A 13,301-nucleotide genomic window follows, 5' to 3' on the forward strand; every position below is an offset into this window, starting at 1 on the left:
TGGACCATACCGCTGACCTCGGCCTGGTACTCCTTGCCGGCCATCAACTGCAGGATTTCCAGGGTGTCTTTGGGGTCCATGATCTTGCCGGTGATGCGGGTACCCATGTTGGCAATCAAGGTCCAGACCTTGTCGCCGGCGGCGGATTTAAGCCGCTGGGCCTCCTGGCCGGCGAGGAACAGACAAATGCCCAAAGAACGGACTTGAGTAGCCAGCTCACCGAGCTTTTCGGTGTAGATCGCCCCGACCTCATCAAGAAACCACATGAATGGAAACCGATCTTTGTACTTGCGGATGACCATGATGTCTTCAGGTCTGCCTTCAAGCTTTTCGCCCAGATCCTGGCTCAGGATCATGGCTGTCTGTGAAACGTAAAGCCGTCCCAGGGTCGTGGCTTCGCTGGATGACAGCTCCAAGGCCGGAATTAACACCATCAGGATACGATCGTTATGCACGACATCCTTTAGGTCGATATCGCCGGCGTCACGGGCAAACACATGCCCGTAAGTGTCGTTGAACAAGGCCAGCATGCGGGTGAACTGGCCGGTCAGGTAGGCATGCTGATTCCATGCTTCTGCGCCCCATTGATCAGGTGTATCCACCTTGTCCAGATCGAAGCCGGCCAGGTTGCTGAGGTAGTTCTCCAGTGGCAGGCGTACTTCTTCATGCCACTCCTCTTCCACAGTCTGGATATAGAGCTTGGCCATCGCGCGCAGCGGTAGGTGCGACTGGATGGTGCGCTGGGACATGACCTTGCCTTCGCGCCGGGTTTTGTACACCAGGGTGGGTATCAGGGCCAGGATCATGCCCCGGGCTTTTTCCTGCCAACCACCGTCGTTGCCGACAGCCGGTAACATAGAGTCCATCAGGTTGATGATGTAGGTTTCTTCGGCAATGCCGAAGGCATTGATGGTGTTGGTCTGCGGACGGGTCTTGTTGTCCTCGAGCAGTTCCTGAGCGCGGGAACGGCCACCGGTAATGAAGTTCATGTGCCGGATGTCGTCCTCACGCCCATAGAAGCGCGCCAGGGAAGCAATGGCCGAGGCCACATCGTTCTGCGCTTTCGCGTCGGAATAAATCAGGCCCTTGCCGAAACTCAGCTGGCCCAGCACGTAACCCAGCAGGGCCTCGGTCTTACCCGCACCGGTGGTGCCGAACATGATGATATGCCGGGTCATGTCATCCATCGACATCCACAATTCGCGACCTGCATCCTTGCCGCGCAGGTAGCCCATGTACAAGATGCCGGCGGCCTTATCCATGGCAATGCGCATGACGGCAATGGGCAAAAATCCCCAGAGTTTGCCGGGCACCTGGCGTTGCGTGGATGGATCGAGCACGCCCATGTCCATGGGCATACGCATGGGCATCTGCCAGGTGTTCCACAACAACGATGGTGCCCAGATCGCTACAAGGGGCAGGCTGAGCCAGAGTGATATTGGGTAAATCCACCCGCCCAACATTGCAAACGCGAGGCCCAAAGCCAGGCTGCCTGGCCCCATAAACCAGTCGGTCAACAATGAATGGTTTACGCGCCGATTCACCCGCGCGCGGTCGACCGCATGACTATTGGCGCGCATCGATCACCTCCGCGCTCTGCATGAAGGTGTGCAGCAGTGCTGGATCCTGCAGCACGGACTGGGGCACGTAGCTGCCATCGTCGGCAATGACCCAGGGCGTACCGGGAATGCGGTAGGTCTGGTAAGCCACTTCGTTGACGCCCAGGGCCTGGCGGGCCACTTCGCAGTCGTCGGGTTTTTCATCTTGCTTCGCAGCGTCCTTGGCGACAGGCTTTGCCTTGCCCAGGTTCATGACGTCGCCGGTCTTGTCGAACAGTGCATCCCAGGCAGCTTTACGTCGCTCAGGAGGCAGGCACAGCACAGGCGCAACCGAAGCAATGGACTTTTCCTTACCGATCACGGCCACCGGGAACACCACGACGTTGTACTCGCCGGCAGCGGCATTCAATGCCGGTTCCAGGCGTTGGCAGTTCGGGCACTCGGGATCGGCGAACACGTACAAGGTGCGAGCGTGGCCACTGGAATACTGCACGGTGAACAATTGCCGATCGGCAGCCTGACGAAGTTTGTCAGGCAGGCCTGCGCGGATCGATGCCGGCAATGGCCAGCCATCCAGTGCGGCTTGAGGTTGAGCCTCAGCAGCCACTGGAACAGGTGGGACAGTTGGAGCGATAGGGTCCGCTAGTGGCTGCGCCTCGATCGGAGCAACCGGTAATTGGGTCTGCCGTTTTGATGCAGGTGAAAAACTCAGTGCCGGTGCAGCAATTGGCTGCTGTGTGGAGTGGCCCGGAGCGCTGAAAAAGACGCCCAAGAAGGCCAGGCTCATACCGGCTAAGACCATGAGAGCGTGTGTTGCCAGAGTTGTCTGGCGTCTAACAGACTTGAGTCGCTGGTCTTCAGCCAGAGCCGCCGAAATATGGGTCAGCAGTTGTCCAGGGTCCGTGCCATCTGGCGCACGGATGATCATTTCAGAGCCATAGCCGCGGCTGTAGTTGACGCAATGCCCCTGCAGTAGCAGCGAATAGGGCTTCTGGGTGCGGGCCACGCAAAGCGTACGGCAGATGCCGTCAGCAACGTGGGTAACGGTCAGCACATTGTCTTGAACAAGCGCAGTAAAAGGCGATGGGGAGGTCATGAGAGTCCTTATGCGCGACACGCGCGCACGGCTTCGCCGCAACCGGGTTAGCAGTCGCGCCTTAAATGGAGAAAGGATTTACTGTTCGGCAGGCAGCGGCTCAGCGCTGTAAATAGCGTCCATCACCCGCATACGAGGACGTGCTACGTCAGCAGTTTCGGCAGGGGTTGCTTCATGTGCGTGAACCAGGCCGATGCTTTCCAGCTCGGCTTGCAACCCGTCGACGGCTTTGTTGACCATCAGCACATCACACGGCAAACCCAGCTTGCGGGCATGGCTCTCGGCGCGTGCGTGAGCCAGAACGCCGGCACCTTCAACGAAGACTTTCTGGGTATCTGCCGAATGCAGCGCGTACCACAAGGTACGATCAACCCCCTTGAGCCAGCGAAAACGTGCTGAAGGCAGGCGCAGATCCTGGCCGTAGAGCCCGGCAAGCGCGGTACGTTTGGTTTGATGCGTGGTGAGCAGTTCCTTGAAACCCGGAGCCGCCGTTACACGGGCGAATCCCTTGTCGGCCAGCGAGTACAGCGGCAGAAAACCCGGATTGCTACGTAGCAAGCCTTTGACGGCACAGGAGCGGTTCAAATCATCGAGCAGCTTGGTCGCAGCCTTGCGATCGTTGAGAAATACCTGCAGGCCGAAGACTGTCAGCAAGGCTTTTTCATGCGATGACCAGCTATCTTTATAGCTATGCGCTGAGCCGATCTGGGCTTCGAAGGCCGCTTGTGCCGCCTGGCGATTGAGGACCTTGCGTGTGATCAGGCCGTGCTGTTCGGCAAATTCCTCCGGTTTTACAGCCCAGGCATTGAGGGCCGATGTGTCGTCCTTCAGACCATTGGCGCCGTAGGCCGCAACGATATGAATCACCGAAGGCGCAAAGCTACTCACCAGCTTGGGCAAGGTTTTGGCATTGACCAGGCGCTTGCTGCGAAACGGTAGCATCGGGTGCTGGGCGAGGCTGAACAGGCTCATCAGCACGATCGGGCCGAGAAACAGAAACAGGATGCCTGAGGTTTGATTCATGACGCTTAGCCAGATGTCGAAGGTCGCGGTTTCAGCGGTCTGAGACAGTTTGACCAGCAGATTGGCCTTGCTCGCAACCCAGGGGTGCAGGGGGCCAAAGTCGATCATGATCCAGAGCCAGTACAGGATCCAGCTGGTCCAGAACACGAAGATATCGAAGAACAGCACACACAGGATCAGAATGCCGGCCAGGGCCAGCAGCAATTGCGCCTGATCGCCGTCCATGGAGCCGGCAGGTTGTCGATTTTGCATAGGAGTTTTCCACACAAAAGCACACCGGCTTAGAGGGCCGGTGTGCGGGGGATTGAATCAGCGGAGGTCAGCGCTGGCCGGGGGTGGCCAGTGAGGGCTCAATCCGGGACGGATCAAGCCAGCTTGGAGATATGAACCTTGTTATCGCGCTCGAGCTGCTCGACACGATTTTTAACGTAATCCGAGAAACGCTGTGAATGCTCGTAGCGCTTGTACTCCATAGCCCCCAGCGTGTCGTACCAACGTTGAGCCCAAGGCGTACCGAACTCAATGCGAGGCAGTTCAGGAAATTTCGTGTACAGCCGCAGAATATTTCCTTCCAGCTCGCGCTGTGTCCAATCCCCCAGGTTCATGCCAATGACGTCCATCTGACCCGGACGAATTCGATGAATGTAGAGGACTGTGCCGTTTTTGATATCGATGCCTAGGTATTTGCAATCACCTTCGTGGTACATCTCGTGAGTGCTCTCAGGCGAGAAATATTCAGGCGACCGTAAGCTGTTCACCACCCGTTTAAGGAATCTCGATTTCTTGAATACTCTAAAGAAAAATATTCCAACGGGGATTATGACGCATAACCAGATTATAACTGTACCCTCGAATACACCATCATCTTGACGATATTCTGCCGGAGGCATTGAAAGCACCATTAACGTGCCCACTATAAGCAAGAAAGGTAGCGCTAACAGAATATAAGCCAATTGCAACAAGAAGAAAAACTGCTCTTTGCCGGTTCTAATCCTTCGGAAACTCATGACAACCCCCTGTTGGCGACCAATACCATTTGACCCCGCTATCAGGGATCGCTCAGATTCTATATTAATACACACCTCCAGAAGTCATCAATGCCGCTTATCGTTTATTTGATAACTATTTAACTCCATCACCTTCGGAACCTGCCTTGGAAGTTGAGTTTAATTTTACACCTGGAGCCCGGCCTGCCCCAGTTCCAGCAGCGCCGAACATATTTTGTACATTATCAACCATTCCGCCCATAAGGTTAGCTCCATCACGACCGCCCAGGAACGATATGACGTAATCGGCCAGTGTGGCTTGCAGACCGAAAATACGAGTCACACAGAAGGTTGCGATTCGAGCGTAGATCATCAGCCAACCAATCATCTTGAACAGGCCAACGATCGAGTCAGCGTTGGCACTCGCCAAGGCTGAAGCGAAAAGAATATTCAGCAGCGTACCGCCTGCGATTACGGACACTGAAGCAAAGAAGAACCCCAGCACCATGAGCGATGGCCTGAGCATCATGTCGATCATGAAAATATACCCGTAGGCACTACGACTGCCTTTATCCTCTTCAGCCCCCAAGTGAGTAGCCCCCCACATTGATCCCGCCGCAGTACTCACAAGCACACTCACAATCCAGTTAAAAACTCCAATCATGGAGGTCAGAAATGGAACTGCTGGCAGATAAACAGCTAGTGTGAATCCAATGGCCATAAGAGCAAACATGACAAAGTAGAAAAGCGGGGCAATAGCACTCATCACGTCCTTGACCACTGCCCCTGTATCCATAAAGAATATTTTTGAAGCCCATCCTACGGGTGAATTACTAGCTGCCGAGGCGACACCCCATGTACCAGCATAAGCCGTCATCGCAAGTTCTGTTGCTACTAAGGTATAGTCTCCTACCTCCTGCATCTTAATCAATGGGTTTACTTGATTATTGAAGCTTGAAGTAGAACCTAGATTCCAGGTGGCAATACGATTAGTTAATGCCTCCATTGGCGCTCTAAAAAACTTTAGTACGGATGCCTTGAGGTCTGAAACTGATGCGGCCTCAGCGTCATCCTTCGCAGTCTGCGTCCCTAATGGTGGAGTATAAGTACTGTTCTGGAGCTGTGAGCGATAGGCTGCAAATACCTGATTATAAAGGTCACCTGTTCCGGTCTCACCGAGTTGGGTTTTGCCCGAAACCACTGGGGTTGCCTTGGCTACCGCATCCGTCTTGCTATTAGCCGTCGCAAACGTGTGGTACCAGCTGCCTAGAGCGACCCAGCCATAGCTCTTGATCTGGGTCGAAAGGTCACTTTGCAACGTGCTTTTGTAGTTGAGCTGATTGATCGCCTGATTGACCGTCTGCTCATAGGCTGCAGCGGCATTCTGAATCTGTGTTTCAACATCCTGGAAAGTACCAGTGTCCTTATCTCGCTTGGTCAGAAAGGTATCGACAAACTGGCTGGCTGCCCGGTCAAGTGTGGTTTGCATCGTGTCCAGGGACCGTCGTTGAGCGCTGACAACGCTGGCCGTGTTCACCTTGCTGTCAAAAATCGGTATCCACGTGCTGATGCGTGGTGTTTCCGGAATCTTGGCAGACCCACATATCGCGCTGCCGTTGCTGGTGACGTATTGGCCGTTACTGCCGCGCGTTTGCATCAAAGCTGTCCGGGCCACTCCATCGACGTACAGAGAGCGCAGCTCTGAATTGGTGGCGTATTTGCACAGGTTCATTTCAAAGATGCCCTGCGCGGCAGAGCGGGTCGAGGGCGCTGTGGGCTGGACCACCATGGTGTAGCCGCTGTTCATCATGTCGACTGCCTGGTTGGTCAGCAGGTTGGCACTGCCGATTCCCATGATCGAGGTGGCCCACAGCATTATCAGCTGGGACATGGACCAGCCCGAAGCTGTCGGCACAATCATCATGAAGCCAAAAAAGGTCATGATCGGGTGCATGAATGTACGCCCAGGGCCAAAGACCTGTCCCTCGTGGCCTGCTTTAACAAAGCTCTTGACGGTGATGGTCAGGAACCAGGCTACTGCCACGGTGGCCAGGATGCCGTTAAGGATGGCAAACAGCGAACCGATCAAGGTCCTCTGTGACGGCTTGAACGGATTGAGCACCACGTCGCCGAAGATCATCACCAGCGCCTGGCGAGAAAGGTCGGTGTTCTTTTGGGCAGCGGCACTGATGGTTTGATAGTTGACGGTGTTAGCCAGCGTTGGCAGAGAAAAAATCATCAGCAACAGGCCAACCCACCAAAAGCGTTTGATGAATTTCATTGCGGTCATCCAGATGAGGGGTGTAGGCAGGTTTTGAAGAGAGGTAGAACCGAGCAAAAATTTTAGAATGGTGACTTTATCGTCACCACTTGTAACCATAATCTGTTCTCTGCTTTGTAGTGGGCGAACGTACCCCCTTCATCAACGCTGACGCGCTGATTGATGAGCTGCCACAACCTGTAGTTGGTCTTGAGAACCTTGATCAGACTGACGGAGCAAACCGTGATGAGAACAAACAGTGTGACGATCGCGCGGTGCATAGGCGTTTGCGGTAAGTCGAACCCTGCCACTGCCAGCAATCCAACTAACGTCAACGAAAGCCCCCCAGTCAGCATCATGACCGACCAACTTAGATACCGGCTGCGCCGATAGCCCTGTACGAGCTGCACGACGGATTGGCCAGAACATTCAACCGCCTGCGCCCAGGTCAGTGACTCCTGTGTTTTCTTAGACTTGCGCAAACGCTCACGCAGATCACTCAGTCGGCCCAAGGTAGGTTTAACGCCGCCATAGAGCACCTTCAGGTCTGAGAGAGGATTGAAGAAGTCCAGACCGACTCGGCCTGCCCGTTGCAACGGTGTAGCCCGGCTTGGGACAACGACTTCTTGTGGTGTATCTGTTTTCGATTCAGTGGTCATTGCGCACTCACCCCCGCACTCATTTTCCCGGACAGCTCCTGCAGCTGCGGCACGTACTTGCTGTCAGCGGCCAGGGCCAGCGCCTGGCCCGCGATGACGTTGGCCTGGCGCTGCTCGTTCTTGATGCTCAGTTGCAGCCAGTTGCCCAGGCTCTGCACGCGCACCACCTCGCGCAGCAGGTTGTCGCCGCTCATCTGCTGCAGATCGGTCTCGTACGCGGTATTGGCATAGCGGCGTCCGACTTCGAAGGACTCGAACTCACGCTCACTCATCTGCCCGGTACGCTGCGCTTCGCGGCTGGCCGTCGCACTGAAGTACTGCGAGGCTGAAGGACTGCGCAGGGTTTCGGTCAGGGCCGCTTGCGTGGCCGGGTTAGCCTGGCTTGCCGCGATCATGTCCAGTTGCGGTTGGCTGGCCGCACTCTGGATGCCTTTGTACTGGGTCATCAGGCCTTGGTACTCACGGCCCGTGGCACTCTGAATCTCGCCCTTGCCGGGCACACGTCCGCCGTCATGCCGCGCCGTGTTCTTCATGTAGGCCATGGCGGCATCGACCTGGTCCTGGTTGAACGTCAGGTCAGGCGCCTTGCCGACGGCACCGGCACCGTCGATCAGCGAGCGCATTTCGATGTCGCCGCCGGGCAGGCTGGAGACCGAAGGACACAGATCGGTACCGCCATACTGTTTGGCTTCTTCGGCTGTGCAGTAGGCTGCGTGCATGGCCGCGCTGCGGTAGCCACCTTGACGCGGGGCAACGGGCTGCGAAGCCACTGTGGCCCTGACCACGGTATTGCTGACGCCTTGGCCGCCCGAGAGGCGCGAGGCACCGGCGCGACTGGTCTTGGCCACAGCGGTGGCCACCCCGGAGGCTGATTCGCTGCAAATGCTGTCCGGCACCGTGTAAGTGTCCCGTGCCCGCTCCAGACGCTCGGTCTGCCGTCCAAAAATATCGGCTTCGCGTTGTGCCCGCCCAATCTCATTGGCGGCGGTCACCTGCTTGTCGCTGGCTTGCACGATCGCCGTGCCGATCTGCATTTCGGTACTCAGGATCTCGGCCAGCGTGGCTTGCATCCGGGTCATTGCCGGCACCACCGAGACGGTAATGGGCAGGCTGGACATCACGGCGACCGGCATGACAGATGACAGGGCGCATGGGCTCGCTAACGCGATGGCCACGGCCACCGCGATTCGATGTTGATTCATGAGTTCTTCCTTAAATGTTGTAGCCGCGCTGAGCGATCAGCTCATTGGCCAGCGTGCGGGTGACGTTGGAGGCGTTGGTTTCCTGGGCCTGTCGCTGCCGCAGTTCGATCAGTTTCTCGGCAGTGCCTTGAGGGAACTTGCTGGCCAGCATGGCCCGCGCCGTTCTGCCTCCCACTTCGTCATACAAGATGCGTCGCAGCGCACTGTTCATCGCCGTTGAGTTCAGGGACCACAGTTCAAGCGGCCCCATCGCATTTTTGAGTACGCGAGCGAGTACGCCGTCGCCCTTGACTCGGAAGACCCCGAGAAAAGGCACACCACTGCCGTCCTGAGCAGGTCCTGAGCCCTTGCTCTGAAAGGTGCGGATCGTCACTTTCGGCACTTTGAAGTGTTCAATCAGCAGCTTTTCATCCTGCGGATCGACCTCCATCATGAACAGCGAGTTGGCCGAGCGCAGAATGGCTTCGGGAAAATCGCGTACGTACTGCGAGGACAACACGGTACGGACACCGAACTTGCGTTGTTCGCGATCCTGGGTTTCCAGCATTGGAAAAATGAACGGCACCTTGGCGGCGTTGTGCAGCTCGTCGTAGACCTTGGTTTTCACCTCCTGGTCCAGCTGCTCGAGGCGCTCATGATGCAGCGGGTGATACAGCGTCGATACGGCCTGAAACAGCTCGTCGCGGTATTGCGGCAACACAAAATCGCCTCCAGCCACATGGCCGGCAAACATGAACATGATCCCGGTCTTGAGGTGTCCGGCGTTACTGTCGTCGCCCATGACGTTGTTCAGGTCGATGGCAATCACGCGCGTGTTCGGGCTGATCACAAACCGGGTACGCCCGGCGAGCATGCGGTACTCGGAGCAGGCATCGGTCATGCAGCGGTGCAGATAGCCCAGTAGCGAATCGCTACTTCCATCACGCTGCACGTCGCCAAACGTCGACTGGATATTTGGGTGGTTCAGGAAACTGGTCATGTCGGCCAGCTCCGGCACCGCCTGGAACTGGGCTTGCTGGGCTTCACGCACATACCCTTCGGCAAACAGCAGGTCGCGCACTTCGTACCAGGTAGCATTGGTCCACCAGTGCGCCGGATAGCGCTCACGCAGGCCGCTGCTGGCCAATGCTCGATCTGCCTCCGCTACCAAGCCTTCCACGTAGGCGCGCGGGCTGGTCTCAGCGTTCGCAGTAAAAGCCATGGTGATGGCCCGGTCCAGGATCTGCCGGGTGTCCTTGGCGTTTGGCGGGTTCCCCGTGGTCGGGTCGATGCACATCGCGGTGAGGGTACTCATGATCCAGTTGCGCTCGGGCGCAATGGGGTACTGGGCGCCTAACTGGATATCGAACAGGTTGCGACAGTGCGAGCTATCGTTCTGCAGCACGATGCCGATCGCTTCATCTTTACGGTGTTCGGGTAACGAGTCGCGCAGCAAGGCAATCTGGCCCTGCATCGAAAAGCCTTTATCGACACCGGCAATGAATGGCAGCTTCTGCTGGGCACTGGTGATCTGCACATTGCCCAGCTTGTTAAGCAACACCGACTTGCCCAGACCTGGCGAGCCACAAATGATGTTGGTCAGCTTGTTCTGCTTGGTGGTGGCCAGGCCCACCGGGTACAGCTTGCCGTCCAGGGTCGGGAACAGCGCGTTGCCGTCCTCCTGCCAGGCCGAGGCCGGGCGGGTCAGCGGCAACAGGTTTAACGCGGCGGACAACGGTGGATACAACAGGTGCAGGCCGCTGCCCTTGCTGGAGGCCACCAGCGTGGCTGCCCAGGCCCGTACCGGATCACCAAAGGTCTGGGTCACCCCGCAAATTCCCCAGGCCTCGAAAGCCTGTTTGATCAGCGTCAGGTTACGCGTGACAGCCTCCGGCGTCGTACCCCAGGTGGAGGCCATGATCGTCATCACGCACACCGGCTCTTCTTTCTCCACCAGGGTCAGGGCCTCGATCGAGGACCAGACCGGACGCAGCGGCGGTACGAAGGCCATAAAATCGAGAATGTTCTTCTTGGTACTCAACGCACGCATGCCACCCGGCATCACATCCATGCGCACCCGCCAGGGCACGCTGCGCGGGATCAGCTCCTTGAGTCTGGCAAACGTGGCCGGGGCCTGGGGGCCCAGTTCGACAGAGAGCGAGCCATGCCACATACCGTTGATGCACAGCTTGTTGCCCTGGGTCTGCACATCCTGGTTGAGCAACTGAAAGTTGAGCCAGGGAGCCAGAAATGGTGTGTGATCCTCGCCCTTGCGCACGCCATGCGGGATGATCGGATCGTCCGGTAGCAGCGGCTGCCAGGTCGCAGGGGTTCCTAACCGGTCAACTTGCTCACGCAGGGCACGGCCTGCCGCATGGGCATCGAGGCGTTCAAGCATGACGCCCTGACCGTTATCGCCCATGGCGTCCTGCACCAGGGACAGAAAGCTGTCGTGACGTATTTTTAGACCGGCCATCTCAGCCAGCACCGGGTTTTGCCCAAAACGCGCATCCGGGCTCTTGGCAACCAGGTCGTTGAGACGCTTGTTCTCGTCGACCAGCTCGCTTGCGGACAGAGCATTGCGACCGGTGTAGCACACCAGGTAACAGCGCTCTCGCGATACCCAGGGCGCCAATTTGGCACGCGTCTCGTCCAGAATCTCCTTCATGTCGATGCCGGTGCGCTCAATCGAGCGATACTGCGGGGCGAGCAGGGCATCGACCTCTTCAATGCCGCGATCCGGATCCGACTCGAAGACCAGGCTGACCTTGTGGCCATGCCGGCGATACGTGGCCGTCAGCTGATTGGTCATCCGTTCAAGCCGGCCCTGCCAGCTATAGGGCTGGTCCTTGGCAGCCTGCTCGTCGGTGTCGCAGAAACTGCCCGCCACGGCGTAGACGGTGCAGTAGTCACCGGCGTCGGTGACCATGATGTACGGTGCCGTCAGGTGCGGATGACGGACCCGGTCATCTTCGGTCAGGCGGATTACGGTCTGCAGGTCGCAGTAGTCGGGTAGATCGCGGGACACGGCGAAACGCGACGCGGTGGTGATCAGGTTTTCAATCCAGCGTACAAGGCTCGACATGGATTTCACTCCAGGTATGGACCGGCTTTGTTATGGGCGGTCAGCGGGAAGATCGTCAGCGACTTGCTCAGTCATAGGCTCGACGTACAAATCACTGCGGGTGTAAGTGGCCCAGCTGTAAGAGGCCAGCGCGGACTCGACGGTTTTTCCTGCAGGCAGCAACAAGGCAAGGTCGGTAAACATGTCCGCCGGCAACATCAGCACGCAGCCCGCCAGGCGCTGCTGCAACTGGCTGCGCTTGACAGGCGGCAGGCGTTTCAAGGCCTGGGCAAACTCGCCGGCACGCGCGGTGCCCCAGTTCACTTCCACCTCGCGGGCATGCCGATCCATCCAGTTCCAGATGCGTTCGCCTTCTGCCTTTTGTTCTTCGGTACCGCCCAGGATGGCCAGCAAGGCACGGCGCTGCAGGTGGATGGCGTTTTCCAGAGCCAGGCCGGGCAGATAGGCCAACTGGCCATGCGCTGCGGTTGGACTGTCCAGATGGCCGGTGAGGTAGCACAGGGTGCAAACCGCATGGGGTTCATCCATCCCGGTACGCGCGCCCTGCCACAGCTTGGTGGTGTGCAGGCCGCAGCAGGCACATTCGTTTCCAGACACCGAAATGGGAACCGGCGAGTCGGTTTCCCCGCTGATATCCAGAGCCAGAGGTGTTAGCGGCGCCTGGTCAGGACGGGCCTTCATTTTCCGCACAGCCACCATGGCCATTTCGATATTTTCTACGTTTTGCAGCAGTGCACTGGCTGGTTGAGGTGCGCCCTGATAGTGAATGCCATCCGCTGATTCGGCATTGGGTGGCTCATCGGCGTAAAAGCCTTGGGTTTCTTCGTCTTCGTACGACGACAAGGCCTGAGCATCATCCTGGTAGGAATAAGCCGCGAAGCCTTCGAACTCATATTGCTCGTCATAAGCTCTGTCGTGTTCATGTTCGTTTTCGCGCTCAAGCACGATTGCATCTCTTTCCATCTTCAAACCCTCCCAGCCAGGGGGTGACCTGGGCCACCCCTGGCCGTCCTGGTTAACCGACGTTAATAGGGGTCAGGCCGATCTGCGCTTGCGAGCGTTTGATGATCTCCGGTACCGCAATCAGCATGACGCCGAACGCGATCGCACCGGCGATGTGGCTAACCTTGATCTGCGGGTTGTCTTTCTTGTTTTTGGCGGCGATGAGGCCGCCGATGACAAACACCACCCCGACGAACTGGGCGATGGTCAGGAACGATTTCAGCCCCGACTTACTGCCCACGGCAGCGGCGTTGGCCATGCCGGCGATGTCGACGCCGGCCAAGGCGGTGACCGGCGACACCGCCGCCATGACGGTGAGGCTCTTGAGGCAGCGAGCCGCCAGTTTTTCTTTGAGCAGGGTGACGCGCACGCAAGCGGACAGCAGCATGTTGTTTGGCATGGCCAGATTTCCTTGATTTACGATTTGAGTTGAGAGGTACAGCAAGTGAG

At 57.6% G+C, this 13,301-nt stretch carries 10 protein-coding genes; all 10 read right to left on the reverse strand.

Annotated features, from left to right (window positions below):
- The coding region (gene trbC, locus ACYAS9_RS15900) for an F-type conjugative transfer protein TrbC (RefSeq protein WP_463569233.1) at nucleotides 1–1,580 on the reverse strand (1,580 nt) is incomplete at its 3' end.
- Nucleotides 1,567–2,655, reverse strand: coding sequence for a DsbC family protein (locus ACYAS9_RS15905; RefSeq protein ID WP_463569234.1), 1,089 nt, complete (start codon nucleotides 2,653–2,655; stop codon nucleotides 1,567–1,569). The genes ACYAS9_RS15905 and trbC, both read right to left, overlap by 14 nt.
- A gap of 78 nt (nucleotides 2,656–2,733) precedes the next feature.
- Complete coding sequence (locus ACYAS9_RS15910; RefSeq protein ID WP_463569235.1) at nucleotides 2,734–3,930, reverse strand: secretion/conjugation apparatus DotM-related subunit; 1,197 nt, start codon at nucleotides 3,928–3,930, stop codon at nucleotides 2,734–2,736.
- A 113-nt stretch (nucleotides 3,931–4,043) separates the two neighbouring features.
- Nucleotides 4,044–4,685, reverse strand: a complete 642-nt coding sequence (excA, locus tag ACYAS9_RS15915) for a plasmid IncI1-type surface exclusion protein ExcA (RefSeq protein ID WP_463569236.1) — start codon at nucleotides 4,683–4,685, stop codon at nucleotides 4,044–4,046.
- A 115-nt stretch (nucleotides 4,686–4,800) separates the two neighbouring features.
- Nucleotides 4,801–6,945 carry a DotA/TraY family protein gene (locus ACYAS9_RS15920; RefSeq protein WP_463569237.1) on the reverse strand — a complete coding sequence of 715 codons (2,145 nt, stop codon included), beginning with the start codon at nucleotides 6,943–6,945 and terminating at the stop codon, nucleotides 4,801–4,803.
- A 62-nt stretch (nucleotides 6,946–7,007) separates the two neighbouring features.
- On the reverse strand, nucleotides 7,008–7,583 hold the full coding sequence (gene traX / locus ACYAS9_RS15925) for a conjugal transfer protein TraX (protein WP_463569238.1): 576 nt from the start codon (nucleotides 7,581–7,583) through the stop codon (nucleotides 7,008–7,010).
- A complete protein-coding gene (gene traW / locus ACYAS9_RS15930; RefSeq protein ID WP_463569239.1) occupies nucleotides 7,580–8,785 on the reverse strand; it encodes a conjugal transfer protein TraW in 1,206 nt (401 codons plus the stop codon). The genes traX and traW overlap by 4 nt, the downstream gene beginning before the upstream one ends.
- Before the next feature lie 10 nt (nucleotides 8,786–8,795).
- Nucleotides 8,796–11,849 (reverse strand): ATP-binding protein, encoded by a 3,054-nt coding sequence (locus ACYAS9_RS15935; RefSeq protein WP_463569240.1) that lies wholly within the window; start codon nucleotides 11,847–11,849, stop codon nucleotides 8,796–8,798.
- 30 nt (nucleotides 11,850–11,879) lie between these two features.
- The gene (locus tag ACYAS9_RS15940; RefSeq protein ID WP_463569241.1) at nucleotides 11,880–12,812 is read right to left on the reverse strand and encodes a hypothetical protein; all 933 of its coding nucleotides are present in this window, start codon (nucleotides 12,810–12,812) and stop codon (nucleotides 11,880–11,882) included.
- A gap of 52 nt (nucleotides 12,813–12,864) precedes the next feature.
- Entirely contained in the window at nucleotides 12,865–13,251 is a 387-nt protein-coding gene (locus ACYAS9_RS15945) for a DUF6750 family protein (protein ID WP_463569242.1), read from the reverse strand.
- Nucleotides 13,252–13,301 lie beyond the last annotated feature (50 nt).

This window comes from Pseudomonas sp. HP_08, assembly GCF_055284095.1.

Bases quoted from the DNA above. Each gene is read 5' to 3' on its own strand.
- ACYAS9_RS15935 (WP_463569240.1), bottom strand. From the start codon at position 11,849: ATGTCGAGCCTTGTACGCTGGATTGAAAACCTGATCACCACCGCGTCG.
- traW (WP_463569239.1), bottom strand. From the start codon at position 8,785: ATGAATCAACATCGAATCGCGGTGGCCGTGGCCATCGCGTTAGCGAGC.
- ACYAS9_RS15945 (WP_463569242.1), bottom strand. From the start codon at position 13,251: ATGCCAAACAACATGCTGCTGTCCGCTTGCGTGCGCGTCACCCTGCTC.
- ACYAS9_RS15940 (WP_463569241.1), bottom strand. From the start codon at position 12,812: ATGGAAAGAGATGCAATCGTGCTTGAGCGCGAAAACGAACATGAACAC.
- ACYAS9_RS15905 (WP_463569234.1), bottom strand. From the start codon at position 2,655: ATGACCTCCCCATCGCCTTTTACTGCGCTTGTTCAAGACAATGTGCTG.
- ACYAS9_RS15910 (WP_463569235.1), bottom strand. From the start codon at position 3,930: ATGCAAAATCGACAACCTGCCGGCTCCATGGACGGCGATCAGGCGCAA.
- ACYAS9_RS15920 (WP_463569237.1), bottom strand. From the start codon at position 6,945: ATGAAATTCATCAAACGCTTTTGGTGGGTTGGCCTGTTGCTGATGATT.
- excA (WP_463569236.1), bottom strand. From the start codon at position 4,685: ATGAGTTTCCGAAGGATTAGAACCGGCAAAGAGCAGTTTTTCTTCTTG.
- traX (WP_463569238.1), bottom strand. From the start codon at position 7,583: ATGACCACTGAATCGAAAACAGATACACCACAAGAAGTCGTTGTCCCA.